Genomic DNA, 24,116 nt, shown 5'->3' with positions numbered 1-24,116 from the left:
GCGCGGTGGTCAGAACGGCGGGTCGCCGGGAGGTGAGGCGTCCGTGATGAACGTGGGCGTGCGTCGCTCGGGTACGACGGTGTAGATGCGCCCCGTCGGGCTCGTCCACTCGGTGGACGCATCCGCGAACTGCCGCACCTTCCATCCGCCGTGGTGCTTGACGGTGTGATGCCCCTTGCACAACGGGGTGAGGTTGTCGGCGGCGGTCGAACCGCCGTGCTCCCAGGCGATCGTGTGGTCGATCTCGCACCGATTCGCCGGAACCATGCAGCCGGGAGCACTGCACCTGGCGCTGCGCCACCGTGCGAGCCGTCGCAGGCTCGCGGGCGGTCGGTACTGTGTACGCCCGACCGACAGGACGAGCCCGGTCTCGGGGTGGGTGAGCACGCGCATCCATCCATCGGCCCCGCCGCACAGCTCGCGAGCCTTCGCGAGGGGGATGGGGCCCACGCCGTCGACGACGGCCGGGGCCTCGCTCTTGCCGAGGAGGGTGAGCGCGGGCACGGTGACCGCGACCGTCGCGCGGATGCCGCGCGCCTGCGCGCCGTGCTGCGGCACCTCGCCGTCGATCAAGAGGTCGGCCGCGACGTCGGCGCGTGCCTGATCGAGCGTGCGCTGCCGGTTGGCCTCGTCGCCCACGGAGCTTTCCGGGCTTTCGGATGCGGCCGGCTCCGCGGCGATGAGGGCTGCGGCGGTGCGTGTGAGGCGGTCGAAGATCGCCCTCGCCTCAACGGCAGGCAGATACACGCTGAGCCACGCCATTCCGTCGCGGTCGTCGTCGACAGCGACGCGGCGCGTGTCGAGAGCCTCGCGCTGCCGCTCGGCCAGCGTGGCGGTACGGGCATCGTCGACGAGGCGGCGCACGGCGTGCCGGAAGACACCGATGGGCAGGCGCACCGCGAGCTCCAGCGCGAGCGGGGCCAGCTCTTCGCGCAGCCATGGCTCGGCGCGATCGACGGCGTCGACCAGTGCCTCGGCGTGCCGCTGGGTGATCCGCGCGCGGCTCAGCGCGGTGAGGGTCTCGGGGTATCGCTCGACGAGCGCCACGGCGTGGGCGATCAGACGGTCGGCGGCTGCTTCGGTGGCCCCGATCGCCTGCGCCAGCTCGAGGCGCAGCGACCGCTCGACGATGCCGCGATCGTGACGGCCCGCGCGCTTCGCGTCCGCGTGCGCATCGGCGCGCATCTCCGCGATCGCCCACACCTGCTCGGCGGCGAAGGCGGACAGCATCGCGGAGACCTCGACGACGCGATCGACAGCGTCCTCGGGCTCCACCGGCGCCCTCTCGACAGCGCGCGCGAACGCCGCGTCGGGGTCCTCTTCGAAGAGGGGTGCATCGTCGGACATACCTTCACAGTAGGCAGGGCCTCTGACATCGCGACCTGCTTGCGGCGGATGCGGGTCGGCATGGCCGCGATGATGGAGGCATGGTCGACGTCACCTTCCGCCGCTTCTCAGACGAAGAGTTTCCCGAGTGGATCGCTGTTCAGCGGCGGGCGTACACCGAGGACAGGATGCGCGCGGGCGACGATCGCGTCACCGCGGAACGCCTCGCATCCGAGTCGTATACCGAGCTCTTCCCGGGTGGGCTCCCCGCGGCGGGACACGACGTGCTCCACGTCGAGGCGGCCGACCGTACCGTCGGGGTGATGTGGCTGGGGCCGCATCCGCGCGGCAACGAGGGCGTGTGGTGGGTATGGGACGTCGAGATCGACGAGCCGTATCGCGGACGCGGCTACGGACGTGCGGCGATGCTCCTGGCCGAGCGGTACGTCGCCGAGCGGGGCGCGCGAGAGCTCGCGCTCAACGTCTTCGGCTTTAACGAGCGCGCCCGCCGGCTGTACGAGTCGCTCGGCTTCGGCGTGACGGCGGTGCAGATGAGCAAGCCGGTGCAGCCGGAGTCCTGAACCTCAGGCGTGATCGCGCCAGGAATGCTGCGGCGCGTAGCCGAGCAGGCGCTGCGCCTTCGCCGTGGAGAACAGGCTCTCGTTCATGCCGAGCTCGCCTCGCACCTCGACGTCGGGGAACACCTCGGCGACGAGCTCGGCGTTGGGGCGCGACATGACCGTGTCGGCCGCGGCGATGAGGAAGTGGTCGAAACCTGTCGGAGCCGTCTCGAGCGCTCGGAGCACGGCCTGCGCGCCGTCGCGGGCGTCGATGTAGCTCCACAGGTTCCACTTGCGCAGCCGAGCGTCACCGTCGAAGGAAGGGAACTCGGCGTAGTCCTCGGGAACCATGACGTTCGAGAAGCGCAGCGCCGTGATCGACAGCTCCGGATGCCATCGCACCAGCTCGATCGCCATCCGTTCCTCGAGGTGCTTGACGAGCGAGTACACCGACTCCGGACGCGCGGGGTAGTCCTCGTCGACGGGGATGTAGGGCGGGGGAACGTCGAAGGGGAGCCCCTGAACGGTCTCGCTCGACGCGGTGACGATCCGGTGGATGCCGAGCCGGGTCGCGGCGTGCAGCACATTGAAGGACACCGTCATGTTGTTGTGGAAGACGGCGACGTCCGCGCGCAGACCCGGTGCGGGAATCGCAGCCAGGTGCACGAGCGCGTCGACGCCGTCGTGCTGGTCGTTGACCGATCCGAGCGCGTCGACGACCTGGCCGTAATCGGTCAGATCCACCTGCACGAAGCCTGGTCCGCGCTCGCCGACGACATCGAGACCGATGACCTCGTGACCGGCCGCGGCCAATTCGCGAACGACCACGCGTCCGAGCTTTCCCGATGATCCCGTCACTGCGATCCGCATGTCTCCAGGGTGCCACAGGCGCGGGATAGCGGGGCGGCCGGCGGAGGGCAACCCCGTCGGACCCCGCGCCTGTGGCGCTTAGCGTGGCGCCACGACGATCGGAGGCACCATGTCACGCAATGTCCGTCGCATGTCCTGTACGCCGGAGGACGTCTTCGCCGTGATGGCGGACGGCTGGTTGTACCCCTCGTGGGTCGTAGGCGCCTCGCGGATGCGGTCGGTCGATGAGGCGTGGCCGGCCGAGGGAGCGCAGTTGCACCATTCTTTCGGCGTGTGGCCGCTGCTGATCGACGACACCACGGAGGTGCGCGAGTACGACGCGCCCCGGCGCGTCGTCCTCCGGGCGCGCGGCTGGCCCGTGGGGGAGGCCCGCGTGCTCATGGAGGTGCGTCCGAGCGACGACGGATGCGTGGTGCGCATCACGGAGGATGCCGTCGCCGGCCCCGGATCGTGGATCCCCCGATGGATCTTGAACGTCCCGTTGCACCTGCGCAACGCCGAGACGCTGCAGCGGCTGGCGTTCCTGGCGGAGGGTCGCGCCGCGAAGAGGGGATGATCTAAAGGTGAGCGATCTCGATGTCATCGTGGTCGGGTCGGGTCCGAACGGACTCGCCGCCGCTGTGACCCTCGCCAGGGCCGGACTCTCCGTCCGCGTGTACGAGCGCGCCGCGACCCTCGGCGGGGGCGCGTCCTCGGCGGGGCTGACCCTGCCGGGATTCCTCCACGACGTGTGCTCGGCGGTGCATCCGCTCGCCTTCGAGTCCGCGTTCTTCCAGGCCTTCGCCCTCCCGGACCGCGTGGACTTCGTGGTCCCCGACGTCTCGTTCGCGCATCCGCTGGACGGCGGGCGCGCCGCACTCGCGTACCGGGATCTCGAGCGCACGAGCGACGCGCTCGGGCGCGACGGAGCCGCCTACGCGCGTCTCATGCGCCCGCTCGCCGAGCACACGCCGCAGTTGGCCGAGCTCACCGGCGGATCGCTGCTGCGCATCCCCTCCGACCCCGTCTTCGCCGCGCGGTTCGCCCTTCGCGTGCTCGATCAGGGCTCCGGGATGTGGGGATGGAGATTCCGAGAGGAGGCGGCGCCCGCGCTGATCACCGGAGTGGCTTCGCACTCGATCCTTCCGCAGCCGAGCCTGGCCGCATCCGGTGCCGGACTCGCCCTCGGCGCCTACGCTCACGCGCGCGGCTGGCCGATCCCGGTGGGCGGCAGCCAGGCGATCATCGATGCGATGGTGGCGGATCTGCGCGATCACGGGGTCGAGGTCGTGCGCGACCACGAGGTGCGCTCGCTCGCGGAGCTGCCGCCGGCGCGCGCCGTGCTGCTGGATGTCACGCCCGCGGCGTTCCTGCGCATCGCCGGCGACGATCTGCCGCCGTCGTACCGCGCGGCGCTCGGCCGGTTCCGCTACGGCGCCGCCGTCGCGAAAGTCGACTTCGCGCTGTCCGCGCCCGTTCCGTGGGCGGATCCCGCGGTGGCGCAGGCCGGCACCGTGCACCTGGGCGGCACGCGCGCCGAGATCGCCGCCGCCGAGAACGACGTCGTGCACGGGCGGATGCCCGAGCGACCCTACGTGCTCATCTCGCAGCCCTCGCTCTTCGACGGCACGCGCGCCCCGGACGGCGCCCACACCCTGTGGGCGTACACCCATGTGCCCGCCGGCAGTGACCTCGACCGAGAAGAGGCCGTCGTGGCGCAGATCGAACGGTTCGCCCCCGGCTTTCGCGACACGATCCTCGCGGCGCGCTCGCGCACCGCGGTCGACCTCGCGCGCCACAACCCGAACTATCCCGGCGGCGACATCGCCGCGGGGAGCCCGAGCGTCGCGCAGCTGCTCAAGCGCCCGGTGCTGCGCAGAGACCCCTGGCGCACGCCTCTTCCGGGGGTCTACCTGTGTTCGGCGTCGACCTCGCCCGGTCCCGGCGTGCACGGCCTGGCCGGGTGGTGGGCGGCGCGGAGCGCCCTGAAGCACGTCTTCGGCGCCACCGACGTGCCGTCACTCTCACCGCGCTGAGCGCAGTCGTTCCCAGTCCACGTCGAGCGTGCGAGGGAGCGCGCGCGAGAATCGCGCGGGCAGCAGCGTGCCCGGCTCCGGCCAGTACCGGGTGTCGATCACGACCTCGGCGGATGCCGTGGCGCCCTCGAAGCCCTCCGCGGCCAGGGCCAGCTCCACGGTGCAGGTCTGGTAGCGCCGTCGACCGGACGGTGCACTCGCCGACAGGATGCGGGCGGTCCCGGTCCACGGTGCGCCGAGCCCCGACTCGGTCAGCCGGTCCAGCGCCTCGGCTGCCTGCTCGGTCCAGTCCTCCATGCCACCGACGATAGCGACCGGCGCGGGTGCGTCGACGCACGCCGACACACGAATCGGGGCGGCGCCGAGCGGCCGGTAGGCTGCGGGAAACCCGCATCCCCCTTCGAAAGGGCCCTTCATGGCCGACCGCGAATACGGCTTCCGCACGCGCGCCATCCACGCCGGCAACATCCCCGACGCCGTCACCGGCGCACGCGCGCTGCCGATCTACCAGTCCACCGCATTCGTCTTCGACGACACGGAGGATGCGGCCGCGCGCTTCGCGCTGCAGAAGTACGGCAACATCTACAGCCGCCTGGCGAACCCGACGACGGCGTCCTTCGAGGAGCGCATCGCGTCGCTCGAGCAGGGCCTCGGCGCCGTCGCCACCTCGAGCGGACTCTCGGCGCAGTTCATCACGTTCGCCTCGCTCGCGGGGGCGGGCGACCACATCGTGGCCAGCGCGAACCTCTACGGCGGCTCCATCACCCAGCTCGACGTGACGCTGCGCCGCTTCGGCGTGGAGACGACGTTCGTCGCCTCTGCGGACCCCGAAGACTACGCGGCCGCCATCACCGACCGCACCAAAGCGGTGTTCGCGGAGACCGTCGCCAACCCCTCGGGCGAGGTCGCCGATATCGAGGGCCTCGCGGCGGTCGCTCACGCGGCCGGTGTTCCGCTCGTGATCGACTCGACGGTCGCCACGCCCTACCTCTGCCGTCCGATCGAGTGGGGCGCCGACATCGTCGTGCACTCGGCCACCAAGTTCCTCGGCGGCCACGGCACTTCCCTCGGCGGCGTCGTCGTCGAGTCGGGCCGCTTCGACTGGTCGAGCGACCGCTTCCCGCTGTTCACAGAGCCGGTGCCGAGCTACGGCGGGCTCGAGTGGTCGGGCAACTTCGGCGAGTACGCCTTCCTCACGCGCCTCCGCGCCGAACAGCTGCGCGACATCGGCCCGGCACTCGCGCCGCACTCGGCCTTCCTGCTCGCCCAGGGCGTCGAGACGCTGCCGTACCGCATGAAGGCGCACGTCGAGAACGCGCGCGCCGTGGCCGAATGGCTCGAGGCCGACCCGCGCGTGGAGTACGTCACCTGGGCGGGGCTTCCCGGCCACATCCACCACGACCGCGCCAAGAAGTACCTGCCGGAGGGCCCCGGCGCCGTCTTCAGCTTCGGGGTCAAGGGGGGCCGCGCGGCCGGTCGCACCTTCATCGAGTCGGTCGATCTCGCCAGCCACCTCGCCAACATCGGCGACGCGAAGACGCTCGTCATCCACCCCGCATCCACGACCCACGCGCAGCTGACCGAGCAGCAGCTCGTCGACGGCGGCGTGCTGCCGGGGCTCGTGCGCATCAGCGTCGGCATCGAGGACGTCGACGACATCATCTACGACCTCGACCAGGCTCTCGCCGCCGCACAGGAGGCATGATGAACGACGTGACCGCCGCCGAGGAGACCGTCGAGACCCGTCTGCCGAACGGGCTGACGTGCGCCCTGCCCGCCGGCTCGCCCCTCGCCAAGCTGCTGCGCTCGCAGCGCACGTGGGAGGGGCCGGGGGCGAAGGATCGCCTCGCGATCCTCCGCGCCGCGAAGAGCATCGCGATCGTCGGGGCCTCGGCGAATCCGGCCCGATCGAGCTACTTCGTCGGCACGTACCTCCTGCAGTCCGGCGCCTACCGCGTGTACTTCGTGAACCCGAACGCCACCGAGATCCTCGGTCAGCCGGCCTATCCCGACCTCGCCTCGCTCCCGGAAGTGCCCGACATCGTCGATGTGTTCCGCCGCGCCGACGACATCCCCTCGGTCATCGACGACGCGATCGCGGTCGGCGCGCCCGCCGTCTGGGTGCAGCTCGGGATCTGGAACGAGGATGCGGCGCGCTACGGCGAGAGCAAGGGCCTGACCGTCGTCATGGACCGCTGCATCAAGATCGAGCACGCGCGCTTCCACGGCGGCCTGCACCTCATGGGGTTCGACACCGGCCAGATCAGCTCCCGGCGTACGCTGCGGTGAGCGCGACCCGGCTCCGCCCGGCCGTCGGTCACCTCACTCGCATCGGTGCGGCGACCGTCCTCGCCGGGGCCGGCACAGGGCTCGCCGTGCTGCTGCTCGTGGGGATCGTCCACTCGATCGAGCACCTCGTCTGGGGTGAGGGTCGGGGTCCCTTCCTCGATGGTCTCGCTGCACCATCCGAGTTCTGGCTGCCGCTGGTCACGGTCAGCGCCGCCGGTGTCATCGCGGCCGTCGGCTGGTATCTCATCCGCCGCTTCGGCAGGCCCGTCGCGAGCGTCGAGCAGGGTGTCGACGGGCGACGGATGCCGGTGCTGGAGACCCTCGTCGACACCGTGCTGCAGGTCGTCTCGGTCGCGCTGGGCGCCTCGATCGGCAAAGAGGTCGCCCCGCGCGAGCTCGCCGCGATGGCGTCGTCGAAGGTCGTCGGCTGGTTCCGCCTGACACCGCGCTGGCGCCGCATCCTCATCGCCTCGGCCGCGGGCGCGGGTCTCGCGGCCGTCTACAACGTGCCGTTGGGCGGCGCGGTGTTCGCGGTGGAGATCCTCCTCGGCGAGTTCTCGATCGCCGCCGCCGTGACCGCGCTCGCGGTCAGCGCCATCGCCACGCTGGTCGCGCGGCCGCTCGTGGGCGACCAATCGCTCTACGACCTGGGATCGATCGAGGTCAATGCGTCCCTGCTCGTCGCGGCTCTCGTCATCGGACCGCTGATGGGCGTCGTCGCGACCAGTTTCGTGGCGGCGACCAAACGATTGAGCGCCTTCCGGCCCACCGGCTGGAAGCTGCTCGTCGTGCTCCCGCTCGTGTTCGCCGCGGTCGGCGCCGTCGGGATGTTCTTCCCGCTCATCCTCGGCAACGGCCGGGCGCTGGCGACCGCCGGCTTCGAGCTCAGCGAGCCGGTCGTGTTCTTGCTCATCCTCGCGGTGCTCAAGTACGTCGCGACCACGCTCTCCCTCGGGGCGGGCGCCATCGGCGGCACGCTGCAGCCCTCCGTTGCGATCGGCGCCGCACTGGGAGCGGCTGCGGCGGCGGGATGGGCGCTGCTCTGGCCGGGAGCGAGCGGCACGGGCCTCGCGGTCGTCGCAGCGGCCGCCTTCCTCGCCGCGAACATGCGCGCACCGTTCACGGCGATCGCCCTCATCATCGAGTTCACCAACACCGGCTTCTCGCTGCTGCTGCCGATCTTCCTCGCTGTCGCCGGTTCTCTCGCGGTCGCGGGGCTTCTCAAGCGCGGCGGTCTCGCCGGCTTCACGCCCATCGATCCCGGTCGCGAGTAGAGCGAGCGGGCGCCCCACAACGCGCGAGCGCGCATCCGTTCACCCGCCCAGGCGGGCGTCGACGGCGGCGATGACGGCATCGACGTCGAAGGCGAACTGCGCGTCGCCGTAGGCGTCGAAGCCGCTCCCGTCGAGCCGGCGCAGCACGCTCAGCTCCGTGGCGCCCGTTTCGCGAAGCATCCCGCGGAACTGCGCGACCTGCGGATGTCCGCCCGCGCCCGCGGCCGCCACCTCCTCTCGAGCGAAGCCCGTGGCGACCGTGGTCAGCAGCAGCAGGGCGCGCCCGGCGGTGACCTCGTCGACGCCGCCGGCGAGCAGACGCTCCAGCACCACCTCGGCGGGCCGGACCGCGGCGAGGGTGGCTCGCGACAGGGTGCGGAAGTGCTCGACGAGGGCGCCCGAGGCCACCAGTGACTGGCGCATCCCCTCGGCGAAGCGACGACAGGCGTCCGGCCAGGGAGCATCCGACGGGATCTCGAGTGCCGCGATGCGGGTCAGGAACACGTCCTCGGCGAGCAGCTCCAGCAGGCCCTCTCGCCCGTGCACGTAATGGTGGAGTGCCTTGCGATCGACCCCGAGGGCGTCGGCGACGCCCTGCATCGTGAGCTCCTCCGCGGGCAGGCGCCGCGCAGCGTCGAGGATGGCGCCGCGGTCCAGCCCCGCGCGTTCACCGCGTCCTCGACGGGAGGGCGATCCTGGCGTCACGTCGGCTCCGTCTCCTCCATCTTCCCGGGCGCATCGGTCCTCATGAGCGTAGTATTTCCCGTGCGGGATTATCCGTCGAACGGCGACGGTCCGCTCGAGAGAAGGGCTCTGCAATGTCGGAGAGTGTGGTGTTGACCGCGAACAGCACGATCGCGCAATGGTTGGATCACCCCGTCGGGGGCGATCTCATCCGCGGCCTGCTCGCGTCCTCGGGGACGACGGAGGACGCCCTGGGTCCCGTCCGGTCGCAGCCGCTCCAACAGCTCGTCGCGTTGAGTCAGGGGCAGCTGCCCCAGTCGGTCGTCGACGATCTCGTCCGTCAGGCGAACGGCGGCACGATGCCCGAGGAGACCGGCCCTGCACCGTGGGTCGAGCGTGTGGTCGCGGGCCGCTTCGCCGGTCGCACCGTGATCGTCACGGGAGCCGCATCCGGGATCGGCCGCGCTGTGGCGTCGCGCGTGCTCCGAGAGGACGGCCGCGTCGTCGCCGTCGACATCTCCGCTGATCGCCTGGACGAGCTGGTCGCAGCGCATGACGGGGAGAAGCTCGTGGCGGTCGCCGGCGACATCACCGACCAGAGCGCCGTCGACCGGATCGTCGCTGCCGCCGGAGAACGGATCGATGCGCTCGCGAACGTCGCCGGGATCATGGACGACTTCTCGCCGCTGGGGGAGACGACGGATGCGGTGTGGGAGCGCGTCATGTCGGTGAACGTCACCGGCACGTTCAAACTGTCGCGCGCGGTGATCCCCGCGATGACCGCCGCTGGGGCCGGGGCGATCGTCAACGTGTCCTCGGAAGCGGGGCTGCGCGGCAACGCCGCAGGGAACGCGTACACGGTCTCGAAGCACGCCGTGGTCGGACTCACCAAGTCCGCCGCATTCATGTACGGCCCCGCCGGGATCCGGGTCAACGCCGTAGCGCCAGGCGCCGTCGCCACGGGCATCGCTCTTCCGCCCCACCTCTCCGAGAGCGGGCGCGCCCGGGTATCGCCCTTCGAGCAGCTCATCCCGACAGTGGCCACGGCGGAGCAGCTCGCCGCATCCATCACCTTCCTGCTCTCGGACGACGCGGCCAACATCAACGGCGTGATCCTCGCGTCCGACGGAGGATGGTCGGTGCAGTGACGTCTCGGGGGCGGCGGTAGGCTCTCCCGGTGACCGACGCCCCCGCACGTGTGCTTGCGCCACGCACTCCCGCCTTCATCCTCACCTGCATCGCGACGGGGCTGCTGGCCGGCCTGCTGTCGGGACTGTTCGGCGTGGGCGGCGGCACCGTGATCGTGCCGCTGCTAGTCCTGTTCCTGAAGTTCGACCAGCGTCTCGCCGCAGGAACGTCGCTCGCGGCCATCGTGCCGACCGCCGCCGTCGGCGTGATCTCCTACGCCGTGCACGGGTCGGTCGCCTGGGTACCGGCGATCCTGCTCGCCGTCGGCGCCGTCGTGGGCGCTCAGATCGGCACGTGGCTGCTCCCGCGGATCTCGCAGACCGCGTTGCGCTGGGGCTTCGTCGCCTTCATCGTCGTGGTGATCGCGAGCCTGTTCTTCGTCATCCCCTCTCGCGACGCACACATCGAGGTGACGGTGGTCTCGGGCATCGCCCTCGTCGTGGTGGGCGTGTTCACGGGCATCATGGCGGGCCTGATCGGTGTCGGCGGCGGCGTGATCGTCGTCCCGATCCTCGTGCTCATCTTCGGCGCGAGTGACTTGGAGGCGAAGGGTACGTCGCTGCTGTTCATGATCCCCACCGCCCTGTCGGGAACGATCGGGAACCTGCGTCGCAAGAACGTCGACCTCCTCGCGGCCGCGCTCGTCGGCGTCGCCGCCTGCACGACCACGGCGCTCGGTGCGTGGATCGCGACGCTGCTCGATCCCTTCGTCGCCAACATCTTGTTCGCGGCCTTCCTCGTCTTCATCGGCACCCAGATGGCCATCAAGGCCGTGCGCGGGCGCAAGCGCTGAGCGATTTCTGACGGCGGCTCGACAGGGGCCCCTCGGTAGGATGGGGCTGTGCCCGTGAATCCCACCCTCGTCGAGCGCGCCTTCGAGCCGACACCGCCGTACCTCGTCGGTCGTGAGAAGGTGCGCGAGTTCGCCCGCGCCGTCTTCGCCACCGACCCCCAGCACACCGACCCGGCCGCAGCCCGTGCGCTCGGCTACGCCGACGTCGTCGCGCCGCCGACGTTCGCGATGGTGATCCAGGACCTCACCTTGCAGCAGCTGTTGGCTGAGCCCGACTCGGGGATCGCCCTCGAGCGCACGATCCACGCCGAGCAGCGCTTCCGCTACTCGCGGCCGATCGTCGCCGGCGACGAGCTCACCGCGCAGCTGCGCGTGACGGGCGTGCGCGCCGTGGGCAAGGGCGCCATGGTCACGAGCGAGGCCGAGGTGACGGATGCGGCCGGCGCGCACGTCGTGACCGCCACATCCATCCTGCTGATCGGAGGCGAGGAATGACCGCGTACGAGATCGGCCAGGTCGTCGCCGAGCGCGACGTGCACCTGACCCGCGAGTCGCTCGTGCGGTACGCGGGCGCGTCGGGTGACTTCAACCCCATCCACTTCCGGGATGACGTCGCCGCCCGCGTCGGCCTGCCCGGCGTCCTCGCCCATGGCATGCTCACCATGGGCCTGTCGGTCGAGACGATCGTGCCCTGGCTCGGGGATGCGGGCCGCATCCGCGAGTACGGCGTGCGCTTCACGCGGCCCGTCGTCGTCGATGCCGAGACCGGAGCAGACGTGCGCGTCGTCGCCACCGTGGGCCAGATCGACGGCGAGACGCTGCGCATCGACCTGACGGTGACCCACGCCGACACGACCGTGCTGGGCAAGGCGCAGGTGCGGGTGACCCGCGAGGCATGACCGCCGTAGAGCCGCTGCCGCTCGCGCAGCTGACCACACTGGCCACGGGCGCCGCCCCCGCGCGGATGCGCGAGGCCCGGTCGCGCAATGAGCTGATCTCCGCGCTCCGCGAGGTCTGGGCAGACGGCGACGACTGGTTCGTGCTCGGTGGCGGGTCGAACCTCCTGGTCGGCGACGACCCCTTCGACGGCACCGTGGTGCGCGTGCTGACCCGGGGCATCGAACGGCTGCCCTCACCCCGCGAGGGTTTCGTGCGTCTGCGCGTGCAGGCCGGGCACGATTGGGACGCCCTGGTCGCCGACACCGTGACCGCGGGGCTCGCCGGCATCGAGGCGATGAGCGGCATCCCCGGCACCGTGGGCGCGGCTCCCGTGCAGAACGTCGGGGCGTACGGTCAGGACATCTCGCAGACCCTCGTCGAGGTCGAGCTCATCGACGAGTCCACCGGCGATGTGTCGACGGTCCCCGCCGCCGAGCTGAACCTCGGCTTCCGCACCTCGGTGCTCAAGCACCACTACGGATCGGTGGCCACCCGTCGTGCCGTGATCCTCTCGGTCACCCTCGAACTGCAGCAGGTCGGCCACGGCGCGGCGCCCGTGCGCGGCGAGCAGTTGCGCCGGGCTCTCGGACTCGCACCGGATGCGGTCGTCTCGCTCGCCGAGGTGCGAAACACCGTGCTCGCCACCCGCCGCAGCAAGGGCATGGTCCTCGATGCGGACGACGCCGACACGCGCTCCGCGGGCTCGTTCTTCCAGAACGCGGTGGTGTCGCAGGAGTTCGCGCGCACCCTCCCGGCGGAGTGCCCGAGGTGGCCGCTCGAACCCGAGATCGAGCCCGTGCGCGTCATCCCGCTCGACCAGTTCGACGGGTACGTCCCCCCGGCTCCGGTGCGCTCGATCGATGTGAAGGTCAGCGCCGCGTGGCTCATCGAGCACGCGGGGATCGGCAAGGGGTTCCGCATCGGTCGCTCGCGCGCCGCCGTGTCGAGCAAGCACGCCCTCGCACTCACGAACCGCGGCGGAGCCACGGCGGGCGAAATCGCGGAGCTCGCCCGGTTCATCCAGCAGCGGGTGCAGCAGGAGTTCGGGCTCATCCTCCAGCCCGAACCCGTGCTCGTCGGCGTCGAGCTCTAGTCGATCGAGGCCGCATCGCGCGCGGCGCGGCGGGCGATGACCACGACGCCCGCCGCGGCGGCAGCGAACATGGCGGCGAGGATCGCCCACCCGGCCGTACCCAGGTTGATCGCCGTCATCGTGACCACGGCGGGGGCGATCATCGCACCGAGCGCGTAGCCGGTGCCGTACACCCCCTGGTAGCTGCCCATCCGATCCTGCGACGCCAGGTCGAAGCTCAGGCTCCAGCCGGCGGCGCTCGAGGTGATCTCGGCGAGCGAGTGCACGAGCGCCGCCGCGAGGAGGATCACCGCGGCGATCGCGACGGGCAGCCATCCCTCGCCGCCGACCCACCCCGCTCCCGCCCAGAGCGCGCAGGCGAGCACCATGAGCACGCCCGCGGTGCGCATGGTGCGCCCGGCTCCCGCGAAGGTGCCCGTCCCCCGGCTCATGCGCACCTGCAGCAGTACGACGACGATCGTGTTCACGAGCAGGAGCGGGCTCACGAGCACGTCGGGGGCGATCGTGTGCGCGACGACCCACAGCGGCACGCCGACTTCGAACAGCCCGAACTGGATGCCGAAGACACCCATGAGTCCCGTCAACCACAGGAAGCGCGCGTCCCGGTACGGGCTCGGACCCTTGGGCGCCGCCGCGCCTGCATCCGTCTCGCCCGGTGACGTGCGCTGCGCGTCGACGCGTTCGGCCGACAGGCCCGTCACCAGAACCGCGGAGACGAGGAAGAGGGCGCCCGCGATCGCCATCGTCAGCTGGAAGGCGAACGCCGTCCCGAGCGCGAGGGGGATCGCGGCGACGGCCGTGCCGACGCCGATGCCGACGTTGGTGACGGTGCGCATCATCGCGCGGATGCGGACGCGGTCCTCGCCGAGGAACGCCCGGCCCACGACGGCGGAGCGCACGCTTCCGTTGCCCTGCTGCGCGAGGGTGACCAGAGACGCGGCGATCACGAGGGTCGCCAGATCGTGCACCACGACGTAGCCCATGAGGGCTGCACCCTGCAGCACGTGCAGCCAGAGCAGCATCCGGCGGGCGCTGAACCGGTCGGCCAGGTGTCCGAAGACGAGCGAGCTCACGACGCCGACGGCGCCGGCGATCGTCAGGCCGATGCCGACGGAGAGAACCGGCACTCCGACGATGATCGTCAGATACAGCGTCGTGAGCGTGAAGAACGCGCCGCGACCCAGGGTGTCGACGAGCGTGATCGTCAGCAGGCGTCGCAGGGTCTGATCGCCGGCGATGAGGGTGCGCAGAGGAACGGTGGGGATGGTGCTCGTCACCGTTCCATTCCCGCAGCGGGGACTCGGCCATGCAATCGATGTAGATTATGGCTTCATGATTCGGTACGAGATGGAAGCGGCGGATGTGTCCGCCATCCGCTTCGGCGTCTCGCCGCTGTCCGAGCTCGGCCTCGCCCTGCGCGCGCTCTACGAGCCGGAGTGGTTTCCCCTGCAGCGCCCGTGGGTGCAGCGCATCGCGGGCGTGAGATCGCTGCTCGACGAGGACATGCTGCTGGCGCTCGTCAACGACCGGCGGTGGGTCGCGGACTTCGTCAACCCCCGTCCCTCGTCGCCGTTGACGTCCCTGGAGGACGAGCTCGCCGATCTCGGCCGGATCAGTCGATCGCACCTGTATGCCGATCTCGAGAAGGTGCACGGCAGCGTGCCCCGCGTGTTCCAGGGGCGACACGACGCCGTCGTCGGGCGCCTGCAGCGCGCCCTCGCGACCGCGTGGGATCTCTGCTTCGCACCGCACTGGGCGCGCATGCACGCCGTCATGCAGGCCGACATCGCCTACCGGGGGCGCATCGCCGCCCAGGCGGGCATCGGGACCGTGCTCAACGGGCTCTCGGATGCGGTGCGCTACGACGGTCGGCACCTGGACGTGCGCCTGTGGAACCCGCAGGTGCGCCACCGGCCCGTTCTCGGCGACGGTCTGACGCTCGTGCCGTCGATCTTCACGGCACGCGTGTCCACCCCGATCGATGACCACCTGCCGCCGACCGTCATGTACCCCGCGCGCGGCCAGGGTGCGATGTGGTCCGCGTCCGTCGGCCCGGACGCCGAGGCGGTGAGCGACCTGCTCGGCCGCACCCGCGCCGTGCTGCTGACGGAGCTCGGCGAACCCGCGTCCTCGACCGATCTGGCGCTGCGCCTCGGAGTGTCGACCTCCGCGGTCAACCAGCACCTGCGCGTGATGGCGAGGGCGGGCCTGCTCAACCGAGCCCGCTACGGCCGCGCCGTGCTCTACTACCGCAGCGCTGCCGGCGACGCCCTCTGCGCGGCCGAGTCCGGCGGGTAGCCCGCAAGCCCTGTCCACTCGCACGGCCCCTGCGTAGGCTCGATGCCATGACCGATCTCACTCGCCCCCAGACGCCGGACCCGTACCCGCTCCTTCCCGCGGTGGCCTCGTTCACCGTCACGAGCGACGACGTCACCGACGGTGCGCCGCTGAAGGACGACCAGGTCGCCGCCCTCGGCAACACCTCGCCGCAGCTGTCCTGGTCGGGTGCTCCGGAGGGGACCCTGTCCTACGTCATCACGTGCTTCGACCCGGATGCCCCGACGCCCAGCGGCTTCTGGCACTGGGTGCTCGTCGACGTGCCCGCATCCGTCACGTCCCTCGATGCCGGAGCCGCCTCGGCCGATCTGCCCGCAGGCGCGTTCCACGTCCGCAACGACGGCGGACAGGCGGGCTTCATGGGCGCAGCGCCGCCCGAGGGTGACCAGGTGCATCGGTACTACTTCGTGGTGCACGCGGTCTCCGAGCCGACGCTCGGAGTGGATGCGGACGCCTCACCCGCCGTGGTCTCGTTCAACCTGGCGTTCAAGACGCTCGGCAGAGCCATCATCCACGGCGCCTACCAGCACTGACGACCGAGATGAGCGACGTGCTGGGGTGGGGGACCATCGTCCTCGTGCTGAGCATCCCCCTGCTCTTCGTGCTCGTGAGCATCTCCACCCATCGCCGCCAGCGATCGGACGGCGCGGATGCGGGCTCGTCGGGCGGGCTGCTCGGATTCGACGAACTCTTCCACCCGTCCGCGCACGAGGCGCGCCTCGTGTGGGAGGCCGAGCAGGAGATCCCGATCCTCGCTCCCACGCCCGACAAGGGCCACGGCGTCATCGAGGACGGCTCCCGGATCACGATCGAGGTCCCTGCGGATTCCTCGTCGAGCAGGTGACCCGCGTCAGGCGAACAGGCGCTGCAGACGCTGTACGCCCTCGAGCAGCGCGTCGTCCCCCAGCGCGTACGAGAGGCGCAGGTAGCCGGACGGGCCGAACGCCTCGCCGGGAACCACCGCGACCTCGGCCTTCTCGAGGATGAGATCGGCGAGCTCCAGGGTCGTGGTCGGGGTGACGCCCTCCCACTCGCGGCCCAGCAGACCCCGGACGTCGGGGTAGACGTAGAAGGCGCCGAGCGGATTCGGGACCGTGACGCCCTCGATCTTCGCGAGCTCGTCGACGATGAGCCGGCGGCGACGATCGAACGCGACGCGCATCGTCTCCGCCTCGTTCTGCGGACCGGTGAGGGCGGCGAGGGCCGCCCGCTGGGCGATGTTGTTCACGTTGCTCGTCAGGTGCGACTGGAGGTTTGCGGCGACCTTGATCGCGTCGGCGGGGCCCACCATCCAGCCCACGCGCCAACCGGTCATCGCGTAGGTCTTCGCGACGCCGTTGACGAGGATGGTCTGGCCGGCCAGCTCCGGCACGGCCTCGACGATGGACACCGCGCGGGCGCCTTCATAGACGAGGTTCTGGTAGATCTCGTCGGTGATGACCCAGATGCCGTGCGCGAGGGCCCACTCGCCGATCGCGCGGGTCTCCTCCGGCGTGTAGACGCTGCCGGTCGGATTGGAGGGCGAGACGAACACGAGCACGGTCGTGCGCTCGGTGCGCGCCGCCTCGAGCTGGTCGACCGTGACCTTGTAGTCCTGGTCCGCGCCGGCGAAGACTTCGACCGGCACGCCGTCGGCGAGGCGGATGGTCTCCGGGTAGGTGGTCCAGTACGGCGCGGGAAGCAGGACCTCGTCGCCCGGGTTCACCACGGCCTGGAACGCCTGATAGACCGACTGCTTGCCGCCGTTGGTGACGATGATCTGCGACGGTGAGACCTCGAGTCCCGAGTCGCGCAGCGTCTTGGCGGCGATCGCCTCGCGCAGCACCGGCAGGCCGACGGCGGGCGTGTAGCGGAAGTTCGCCGGGTCCTTCAACGCCTCCGCGGCCGCATCCACGATGAACTGCGGCGTCGGGAAGTCGGGCTCGCCGGCGGCGTAGGAGATGACGGGGCGCCCGGCGGCCTGCAGTGACTTCGCCTTCGCATCGACCTTGAGGGTCGCGGATTCGGCGATGGCGGAGAGTTTGCGGGAGACGGGGGCGCGTTCGGTCACTCTCCGAGCCTAGCGGGGGAGCGTGTGCGGCAGCAGGGCCGAAGGCCCCCGTGCGGTGTGGAAACATGATCGGGTGAGCGCACCCCGCATGCAGATCTGGGCCCTCGACGGCATCGCCGAGGTCGCCGACGGCGACGACCTCGCCGCGATCATCGGTGACGCACTGGCGGAGGATGCGGACGGCGTCGTCGACGGTGACATCCTCGTCGTGACCTCCAAGATCGTCTCGAAGGCGGAGGGGCGGCAGCTGGCCGCATCCGATCGTGAGGACGCGATCACGGCGGAGACCGTGCGGGTCGTCGGGGTGCGCGGCACGACCCGGATCGTGGAGAACCGGCTCGGCGTCGTGGGAGCTGCGGCCGGCGTCGACGCCTCGAACACCCCCGAGGGGACGATCCTGCTGCTGCCGGTCGACCCGGATGCGTCGGCTCGCGCGCTGTGCACCGCGCTACGGGAGCGCTTCGGGGTGCGGCTGGGCATCGTCGTGAGCGACACCCTCGGACGCGCATGGCGCATCGGGCAGACCGACATCGCGATAGGCGCGGCGGGGATGCGGGTCGTCGACGATCTGCGCGGCGGGACCGACGCGCAGGGCAGGCCCCTCGTGGTGACGGTGCCCGTCGTCGCCGACGAGATCGCGTCGGCGGGCGACCTCGTCAAGGGCAAGGCGACGGGGCGTCCCGTGGCGGTGGTCCGCGGGTTGGCACGCTATGTCACCGACGAGGTCGACACCCCCGGCGCACGCACCCTGCCCCGCACGGGCGAGCACGACATGTTCCGCCTCGGCACGGACGAGGCGCTCGCGATGGGGCGTCAGGTCGGCTATGCCGACGGGTTCGCCGCGGGACGGGCGTCGCGCGACTGAGCCGTGTTCGTTGAGCGAGGAGCGCAGCGACGAGACGAAACGCAGGACTTCGGGCGCTGATCGTTAGCGCTTCGTTGTGCGAGGCTGCGTGCCGCATCCGTAGCGTGGAGGGATGCGGAAGACGGGGGCCTTCATCGCTCTGCTGCTGGCGGCGACGCTGACCGGGTGCGCGGGGGCGCTGCCGTTCGTGTCGGGCGAGCCGCGCGGCGACGCGGTACCCGTCGACGAGCTGCGCTGCGCTGACGAGTTCGGTACCTCGGATCCGGACGTGGTCGCAGGCTCCGTGCCCGACGACTTCGTGCCGGTAGCGTTCTACCGGTGCGAAGCGTTCGCCACCGAGACGGATGCGGAGGGAACCTGGGCGGGGTCGCGGATCGAGCGGTTCGAGGGCGATCTGAGTGCGCTGCTCGCGGCCCTCGCCGAGCCGGACGACCCGCCGAGTCTCGGCGCGTGTACCGCGGACATGTGGATCGGGCCGGAACTGTGGCTCGCCGACGCCGAGGGCCGCTACGTGCGCGCGCTCTACCCGAGTACCGGATGCGCCAAGCCGCGTCCCGATGTCCTCGAGCGCATCGAGGCGGCGATCGCCGCGCTCGCCCGGGTCGAGTCGCGTTTCCAGCGCGGCAGCCTCATCGAGTCCGCCGAGGCGACGGCGGCGGGGTGCGCCACGACCGCCGGGATCCTGGTGCTGGCCCAGACGCTTCCGGGCGTGGACATCGACCACGATCGGGTCCTCCCGGAGGTCGGCGCGACGGCCGTCCCCGTGCCGCTGCCCCCGCTACCCTCCGCCGACGAGGTGATGGGGATGCGGGTCTGTCGATACGCGCCGGCGCCTCTTCCCGCCGAGGGGACGGTGCTGAGCATCCAGGGAGTGCTGCCGTTCGCGGGTATCGACGACCTCGACCGGGAGGGGGCCGCGCGAGTGCTCGCCCTCATCGACGAGGCGGTGCCCGCGGGGACGTGCGAGGCGGAGGCCGCATCCACGGTGGTTCTGCATCCGCTGCCGGAGACGCAGACCGGTGCGACGGTGACCGTGGAACTCGACGGATGCCGGCGTGTCGTGGGTCCGGATCTGCTGGCTGCCGCCGCGCCGGCGGAGCTGCTCGACCTCCTCGCGCCCTGACGGTTGGGCACGCGGGAATCCCCGACCGCCCCGCGACGGGGGCGACCGGGGATTCCGGCGTGATCAGCGTTCGACGAGGAACCGGGAGTAGGCCCCGAGGGTCAGGAACGAGGGGAACTCCGCGCCCAGGGCGACGTCGCGGAACACGTCGGCCGCGTCGTCGAACCGGTCGCCGTCGCGCCGCTCCACTTCGCCGAGCACCTGCGTGATCAGCTCCTCGATGTACTCGCGGGTGATGCGGGTGCCGTCCTCGGTCGAGCGGTCCTGGTGGATCCATTGCCACACCTGCGAGCGGCTGATCTCGGCGGTGGCCGCATCCTCCATCAGGTTGTCGATCGCGACGGCGCCGAGACCCCGCAGCCACGCCTCCATGTAACGGATGGCGACCGAGACGTTGCCGTGCACCCCGGCCGCCGTGATGGGGCGGCCGATGTGCACGTCGATGAGCTGCGCGGCCGTCACCTCGACGTCGTCCCGCTGCCGGTCGAGCTGGTTCGGCCGGTCGCCGAGCACGGCGTCGAACTCCGCGCGGGCCACGGGGATCAGATCCGGATGCGCCACCCACGTGCCGTCGAAGCCGTCACCGGCCTCGCGCTTCTTGTCGGCGGCGACCTTCTCGAACGCGCGCTCGGTCACCTCCGGGTCTCGGCGGTTCGGGATGAAGGCGCTCATGCCGCCGATCGCGAAGGCGCCGCGCTTGTGGCACGTCTTCACCAGCAGCTCGGTGTACGCCCGCATGAACGGCACCGTCATCGTGACCTCACTGCGATCGGGGAGCACGAAGCGCGCCCCGCGGCCGCGGTAGTTCTTGATGATCGAGAAGATGTAGTCCCAGCGTCCGGCGTTGAGCCCCGCGCAGTGGTCGCGCAGCTCGTAGAGGATCTCCTCCATCTCGAACGCCGCGGGCAGCGTCTCGATCAGCACCGTCGCGCGGATCGTGCCGTGCGCCAGCCCCAACCGTCGCTCGGTGAAGCTGAAGACGTCGTCCCACAGCTTCGCTTCCTCGCTCGACTCGAGCTTCGCGATGTAGAAGTAGGGTCCGGCGCCGTTCTCGATCAGCCGGTGCGCGTTGTGGAACGCGTAGAGGCCGAAGTCCACGAGCGAACCGGATGCGGCGAGCGTGCGCCCCGAGCGATCAGTGAACCCGAGGTGCTCCTCGACGAGGTGCCAGCCGCGCGGGCGCATGACGATCGTGGGAGTCTCGGTGGCCGTGACCTCGTAGCGCTTGCCTTCGGCGCTCGTGAATGACAGCTGCCCGCGGATCGCATCGAACAGTGACAGCTGCCCCTCGATCACGTTGCGCCAGGTGGGGCTCGTGGCATCCTCCTGGTCGGCGAGCCACACCTTCGCGCCGGAGTTGAGCGCGTTGATCGTCATCTTCGGGTCGGTCGGACCGGTGATCTCGACCCGGCGGTCCTCGAGGCCGGGACCGGCGCCGGCGACGCGCCAGGAGGCGTCGTGGCGGATGCGGGCCGTGTCGTCGCGGAAACGGGGGTCGTGCCCGTTTCCGATCTCGTAGCGGCGCCGCATCCGGTCCGCGAGCCGGTCGTGCCGGCGTCCGGCGAAGCGGTCGTGCAGTTCGGCGAGGAAGCCGAGGGCTTCGTGGGTGAGGATCTCGTCGTAGCGCTCACGGAGCGGGCCGCGGACCTCGATGGCGGGGGTGTGGGGCCCGGTGGCGATGGGGCCTGTGCCGGGGTGGCGTTCGTCGCCGCGGATGCGGGTGCTCTCGGGCGCGAGGCCCGTAGCGGTGGGAGTCATGGTTCTGCCTTTCGAAGGCGGGGAGGAAACGGAAGAAGGGTCAGTGGAACTGGGCGGTCTCGGTGGAGCCGGCCAGTGCCAGGGTCGCGCTGTCGGGGTTGAGCGCGGTCGAGACGTGGTCGAAGTAGCCGGTGCCCGCCTCGCGCTGGTGGCGGGTGGCGGTGTAGCCGCGCGCCTCGGCGGCGAACTCGGCCTCCTGCAGCTCGACGTACGCGCTCATGGCGCGCTCGGCGTAGCCGGCGGCGAGGTCGAACATGGCGTAGTTGACGGCGTGGAATCCGGCCAGGGTGATGAACTGGAACTTGTAGCCGAGGTCCGCGAGGTCCTGCTGGAACGTCGCGATCTGCTCGTCGCTCAGGTGTCGCTTCCAGTTGAAGCTGGGCGAGCAGTTGTAGGCCAGGAGCTTGCCGGGGTAGCGCTCGTGGACGGCGGCGGCGAACGCGCGGGCGAGCTCGATGTCGGGCTCACCCGTCTCGACCCAGATGAGGTCGGCGTACGGCGCGAAGGCGAGCCCTCGGCTGATGACCGCGTCGATGCCGGGACGCACCCGGTAGAAGCCCTCGGAGGTGCGCTCACCGGTGGTGAACTCCTGGTCGCGCGGGTCGACGTCGCTCGTGAGGAGGTCTGCGGCGAGAGCATCGGTGCGGGCGATGATGACCGTCGGCACGCCCGCCACATCCGCCGCCAGGCGCGCGGCGTTGAGGGTGCGGATGTGCTGCTGCGTGGGAACGAGCACCTTGCCGCCGAGGTGACCGCACTTCTTCTCGCTGGCGAGCTGGTCTTCCCAGTGGATGCCGGCGGCACCGGCCGAGATGAGTGACTGAGCGAGCTCGTAGGCGTTGAGCGGGCCGCCGAAGCCGGCTTCGGCGTCGGCGACGATGGGGGCGAGCCAGTCCTGCGTGATCTCGCCCTCGGCGTGCTCGATCTGGTCCTGGCGGATGAGCGCGTTGTTGATGCGGCGCACGACAGCGGGGACGGAGTTCGCCGGGTAGAGGCTCTGGTCGGGGTACGTCTGGCCGGCGAGGTTGCCGTCGGCCGCGACCTGCCAACCCGACAGGTAGATCGCCTTCAGGCCCGCGCGCACCTGCTGCACGGCCTGTCCGCCGGTGTAGGCGCCGAGCGCGCGGATGTAGTCCTCCGTGTGCAGCAGGTTCCAGAGGTTCTCCGCGCCGCGACGGGCGAGCGTGTTCTCCTCGCGCACCGAGCCGCGCAAGCGGATGACGTCCTCGGCCGAGTAGGTGCGCTCGACGCCGTCCCAGCGGGGATCCGTGTTCCAGATCTCCTGCAGCTCTTCGGCGGTCTGCGTCATGTCACCCGCGCGCAGCGGGCCCTGGGCGAAGGGGGCGGTGCTGGTCATGTCGGTCTCCTGTGATCTGAGGGACGGTCGTCGTCCCGAGGCGTGTGACCACTGTGGGTGAAGATCACGGCCTCGAAAGGAGATTTCTGAGGAGAAGATTGCTCGTTCTTCTGTTCTTGTGACACAATCCCGATCCATGACGATCGAAGAAGATCCGATGACCGACGACGCCGACGCCCTGACGATCGGGCGCCGCATCCGCCAGTTGCGCACGGCGCAGGGCATGACGCTCGACGCGCTCGCCGCCGCCGTGGACCGCGCGCCGAGCCAGCTCTCGATGATCGAAAACGGCAAGCGCGAGCCCCGTCTCACGCTGCTGCGCGCCATCGCCAAGGCGCTCGGTACGACCGTCGACGCGCTACTGGAGGCCGAGCCGCTCGACGAACGCGCCGCCATGGAGATCGCGCTGCAGCGGGCGATGAAGGGGCAGACCTTTCAGGCGCTCGGCATCGACGCGTTCCGCATCGGCAAGACCGTGCCCGATGAGGCGCTGCGGGCGATGCTCGCCCTGCACGGCGAGATCGACCGGCTCCGCGACGAGCGCTCCGCCACGCCCGAGGAAGCGCGGCGGGCGAACGTCGAGCTGCGCGATCTCATGCGGGAGCAGAACAACTACTTCGCCGAGCTCGAGACCGAGGCCAGGGCGATCCTGGATGCGGTGGCCCACCCCGGCGGCCCGCTCACGCAGCGATCCGCCAGCGACATCGCCGCGCACCTGGGCTTCACCCTGCACTACGTTCCGGACCTGCCGCAGACGACGCGGAGCGTCGCCGACCTCAAGCACGGTCGCCTGTACCTCTCGAGCCGGGTCGCCGCGAAGGGCGACGCACGCACGGCGGTGCTGCAGGCGCTGTCGAGCCGCATCCTCGGGCATCGCGAACCCACGAGCTACGCCGAGTTCCTGCGCCAGCGGGTCGAGACCAACTACCTCACCGGCGCCCTGCTCGTCCCCGAGTCCCACGTCGTGCCGGTGCTCACCGACGCCAAGGCCGACCGGGCGATCTCGATCGAGGACCTGCGCGACCTCTACTCCGTCTCCTATGAGACGGCCGCCCACCGCTTCACGAACCTCGCCACGGTGCACCTCGGCATCCCGGTGCACTTCCTCAAGGTGCACGAGTCGGGCACCATCACGAAGGCGTACGAGAACGACGACGTGAACTTCCCGGCCGATCGGCTGGGCGCGATCGAGGGGCAGATGTGCTGCCGGCGGTGGACGAGCCGCGTGGTCTTCGACGTCGACGACCGCTTCAACCCCTACTACCAGTACACCGACACGGGTAACGGAACGTACTGGTGTACCGCCCGAGTCGAGTACTCGAGCGAAGGGGCGCACTCGATCAGCGTCGGCGTGCGCTTCGAGGACACGAAGTGGTTCCTAGGACGCGACACCGCCAACCGCGGAGTCTCACGACACTCGGTCGAGGTGTGCTGCCGACGCGCACCGGCCGAGCTCGAGAGCGCCTGGCGGGAGAACTCCTGGCCGAACGTCCGTACGCCCCGTACCCTGCTCGCGACCCTGCCCACCGGGGCTTTCCCCGGCGTCGATACGACCGAGGTCTACGAGTTCCTCGAGGCGCACGCGCCCAGCTGAG

General features: G+C 70.8%; 25 protein-coding genes. 17 read left to right on the top strand and 8 right to left on the bottom strand.

All coding sequences use genetic code 11. The annotated features are described in order from the left end of the window. Window positions 1-9: 9 nt before the first annotated feature. Window positions 10-1,347, bottom strand: coding sequence for an HNH endonuclease signature motif containing protein (locus tag ACYVJS_RS04085; protein WP_460738030.1), 1,338 nt, complete (start codon window positions 1,345-1,347; stop codon window positions 10-12). Between the two features lie 80 nt (window positions 1,348-1,427). Between ACYVJS_RS04085 and ACYVJS_RS04080 the strand changes: the two genes are divergently transcribed. Next, window positions 1,428-1,907, top strand: coding sequence for a GNAT family N-acetyltransferase (locus ACYVJS_RS04080; RefSeq protein ID WP_460738028.1), 480 nt, complete (start codon window positions 1,428-1,430; stop codon window positions 1,905-1,907). Window positions 1,908-1,910: 3 nt separating this feature from the next. On the opposite strand, the gene ACYVJS_RS04075 is transcribed toward ACYVJS_RS04080, so the two are convergent. Continuing rightward, window positions 1,911-2,756, bottom strand: coding sequence for an NAD-dependent epimerase/dehydratase family protein (locus ACYVJS_RS04075; protein WP_460738026.1), 846 nt, complete (start codon window positions 2,754-2,756; stop codon window positions 1,911-1,913). 109 nt (window positions 2,757-2,865) lie between these two features. Between ACYVJS_RS04075 and ACYVJS_RS04070 the strand changes: the two genes are divergently transcribed. Both ACYVJS_RS04070 and ACYVJS_RS04065 read left to right on the top strand, forming a co-directional pair. Next, entirely contained in the window at window positions 2,866-3,312 is a 447-nt protein-coding gene (locus ACYVJS_RS04070; RefSeq protein ID WP_460738024.1) for an SRPBCC family protein, read from the top strand. 7 nt (window positions 3,313-3,319) lie between these two features. Further along, window positions 3,320-4,771, top strand: coding sequence for a phytoene desaturase family protein (locus tag ACYVJS_RS04065; protein ID WP_460738022.1), 1,452 nt, complete (start codon window positions 3,320-3,322; stop codon window positions 4,769-4,771). On the opposite strand, the gene ACYVJS_RS04060 is transcribed toward ACYVJS_RS04065, so the two are convergent. Further along, on the bottom strand, window positions 4,760-5,068 hold the full coding sequence (locus ACYVJS_RS04060) for a hypothetical protein (RefSeq protein WP_460738020.1): 309 nt from the start codon (window positions 5,066-5,068) through the stop codon (window positions 4,760-4,762). The genes ACYVJS_RS04065 and ACYVJS_RS04060 overlap by 12 nt on opposite strands. A gap of 118 nt (window positions 5,069-5,186) precedes the next feature. On the opposite strand from ACYVJS_RS04060, the gene ACYVJS_RS04055 reads away from it, so the two are divergent. Genes ACYVJS_RS04055 through ACYVJS_RS04045 form a run of 3 tightly spaced genes read left to right on the top strand, consistent with a single transcriptional unit; the run spans window position 5,187 to window position 8,334 of the window. Next, on the top strand, window positions 5,187-6,476 hold the full coding sequence (locus ACYVJS_RS04055) for an O-acetylhomoserine aminocarboxypropyltransferase/cysteine synthase family protein (RefSeq protein WP_460738018.1): 1,290 nt from the start codon (window positions 5,187-5,189) through the stop codon (window positions 6,474-6,476). Further along, on the top strand, window positions 6,476-7,060 hold the full coding sequence (locus tag ACYVJS_RS04050) for a CoA-binding protein (protein WP_460738016.1): 585 nt from the start codon (window positions 6,476-6,478) through the stop codon (window positions 7,058-7,060). The genes ACYVJS_RS04055 and ACYVJS_RS04050 overlap by 1 nt, the downstream gene beginning before the upstream one ends. Beyond that, entirely contained in the window at window positions 7,057-8,334 is a 1,278-nt protein-coding gene (locus ACYVJS_RS04045) for a chloride channel protein (protein WP_460738014.1), read from the top strand. Before ACYVJS_RS04050 ends, ACYVJS_RS04045 begins: the two co-directional genes overlap by 4 nt. 39 nt (window positions 8,335-8,373) lie before the next feature. Here ACYVJS_RS04045 and ACYVJS_RS04040 read toward each other — a convergent pair whose 3' ends face one another. Beyond that, window positions 8,374-9,039: a TetR/AcrR family transcriptional regulator gene (locus ACYVJS_RS04040; RefSeq protein WP_460738012.1), complete on the bottom strand. Its 666-nt coding sequence runs from the start codon at window positions 9,037-9,039 to the stop codon at window positions 8,374-8,376. 113 nt (window positions 9,040-9,152) lie between these two features. Here ACYVJS_RS04040 and ACYVJS_RS04035 point away from each other — a divergent pair, with 113 nt between their 5' ends. The 5 genes from ACYVJS_RS04035 to ACYVJS_RS04015 are packed head-to-tail and all read left to right on the top strand — an operon-like array spanning window position 9,153 to window position 13,031. Then, on the top strand, window positions 9,153-10,166 hold the full coding sequence (locus tag ACYVJS_RS04035) for an SDR family NAD(P)-dependent oxidoreductase (RefSeq protein WP_460738010.1): 1,014 nt from the start codon (window positions 9,153-9,155) through the stop codon (window positions 10,164-10,166). Between the two features lie 29 nt (window positions 10,167-10,195). Continuing rightward, window positions 10,196-10,999, top strand: coding sequence for a sulfite exporter TauE/SafE family protein (locus tag ACYVJS_RS04030; RefSeq protein WP_460738008.1), 804 nt, complete (start codon window positions 10,196-10,198; stop codon window positions 10,997-10,999). Between the two features lie 48 nt (window positions 11,000-11,047). Further along, window positions 11,048-11,494 (top strand): FAS1-like dehydratase domain-containing protein, encoded by a 447-nt coding sequence (locus tag ACYVJS_RS04025; RefSeq protein WP_137417870.1) that lies wholly within the window; start codon window positions 11,048-11,050, stop codon window positions 11,492-11,494. Then, window positions 11,491-11,898 carry a MaoC/PaaZ C-terminal domain-containing protein gene (locus ACYVJS_RS04020; RefSeq protein WP_460738006.1) on the top strand — a complete coding sequence of 136 codons (408 nt, stop codon included), beginning with the start codon at window positions 11,491-11,493 and terminating at the stop codon, window positions 11,896-11,898. Before ACYVJS_RS04025 ends, ACYVJS_RS04020 begins: the two co-directional genes overlap by 4 nt. Further along, a complete protein-coding gene (locus tag ACYVJS_RS04015; protein ID WP_460738004.1) occupies window positions 11,895-13,031 on the top strand; it encodes a UDP-N-acetylmuramate dehydrogenase in 1,137 nt (378 codons plus the stop codon). Before ACYVJS_RS04020 ends, ACYVJS_RS04015 begins: the two co-directional genes overlap by 4 nt. On the opposite strand, the gene ACYVJS_RS04010 is transcribed toward ACYVJS_RS04015, so the two are convergent. Beyond that, entirely contained in the window at window positions 13,028-14,308 is a 1,281-nt protein-coding gene (locus ACYVJS_RS04010; RefSeq protein WP_460738002.1) for an MFS transporter, read from the bottom strand. The two genes, ACYVJS_RS04015 and ACYVJS_RS04010, sit on opposite strands and share 4 nt — an antisense overlap. A gap of 55 nt (window positions 14,309-14,363) precedes the next feature. Between ACYVJS_RS04010 and ACYVJS_RS04005 the strand changes: the two genes are divergently transcribed. The 3 genes from ACYVJS_RS04005 to ACYVJS_RS03995 are packed head-to-tail and all read left to right on the top strand — an operon-like array spanning window position 14,364 to window position 16,212. Further along, window positions 14,364-15,329 (top strand): DUF5937 family protein, encoded by a 966-nt coding sequence (locus ACYVJS_RS04005; RefSeq protein ID WP_460738000.1) that lies wholly within the window; start codon window positions 14,364-14,366, stop codon window positions 15,327-15,329. Window positions 15,330-15,376: 47 nt separating this feature from the next. Then, window positions 15,377-15,901, top strand: coding sequence for a YbhB/YbcL family Raf kinase inhibitor-like protein (locus tag ACYVJS_RS04000; RefSeq protein WP_460737998.1), 525 nt, complete (start codon window positions 15,377-15,379; stop codon window positions 15,899-15,901). Window positions 15,902-15,909: 8 nt separating this feature from the next. Continuing rightward, window positions 15,910-16,212 carry a hypothetical protein gene (locus ACYVJS_RS03995; protein WP_460737996.1) on the top strand — a complete coding sequence of 101 codons (303 nt, stop codon included), beginning with the start codon at window positions 15,910-15,912 and terminating at the stop codon, window positions 16,210-16,212. A 6-nt stretch (window positions 16,213-16,218) separates the two neighbouring features. Here ACYVJS_RS03995 and ACYVJS_RS03990 read toward each other — a convergent pair whose 3' ends face one another. Next, complete coding sequence (locus ACYVJS_RS03990; protein WP_460737994.1) at window positions 16,219-17,418, bottom strand: pyridoxal phosphate-dependent aminotransferase; 1,200 nt, start codon at window positions 17,416-17,418, stop codon at window positions 16,219-16,221. Window positions 17,419-17,491: 73 nt separating this feature from the next. On the opposite strand from ACYVJS_RS03990, the gene ACYVJS_RS03985 reads away from it, so the two are divergent. Next, window positions 17,492-18,283 carry a coenzyme F420-0:L-glutamate ligase gene (locus ACYVJS_RS03985; RefSeq protein ID WP_460737992.1) on the top strand — a complete coding sequence of 264 codons (792 nt, stop codon included), beginning with the start codon at window positions 17,492-17,494 and terminating at the stop codon, window positions 18,281-18,283. 112 nt (window positions 18,284-18,395) lie between these two features. After that, window positions 18,396-19,406, top strand: coding sequence for a hypothetical protein (locus ACYVJS_RS03980; protein WP_460737990.1), 1,011 nt, complete (start codon window positions 18,396-18,398; stop codon window positions 19,404-19,406). Window positions 19,407-19,469: 63 nt separating this feature from the next. On the opposite strand, the gene aceB is transcribed toward ACYVJS_RS03980, so the two are convergent. Both aceB and aceA read right to left on the bottom strand, forming a co-directional pair. Then, on the bottom strand, window positions 19,470-21,164 hold the full coding sequence (aceB, locus tag ACYVJS_RS03975) for a malate synthase A (RefSeq protein ID WP_460737988.1): 1,695 nt from the start codon (window positions 21,162-21,164) through the stop codon (window positions 19,470-19,472). Window positions 21,165-21,204: 40 nt separating this feature from the next. Further along, window positions 21,205-22,521, bottom strand: a complete 1,317-nt coding sequence (gene aceA, locus ACYVJS_RS03970; protein WP_460737986.1) for an isocitrate lyase — start codon at window positions 22,519-22,521, stop codon at window positions 21,205-21,207. A 136-nt stretch (window positions 22,522-22,657) separates the two neighbouring features. On the opposite strand from aceA, the gene ACYVJS_RS03965 reads away from it, so the two are divergent. Then, entirely contained in the window at window positions 22,658-24,115 is a 1,458-nt protein-coding gene (locus ACYVJS_RS03965) for a helix-turn-helix transcriptional regulator (protein ID WP_274286124.1), read from the top strand. Window position 24,116: the final 1 nt, after the last annotated feature.

The sequence above is a fragment of the Microbacterium neimengense genome (assembly GCF_054782995.1).
Note: the sequence above shows the minus strand (reverse complement) of the source record. Positions and strands in the feature narration are given on the sequence as shown.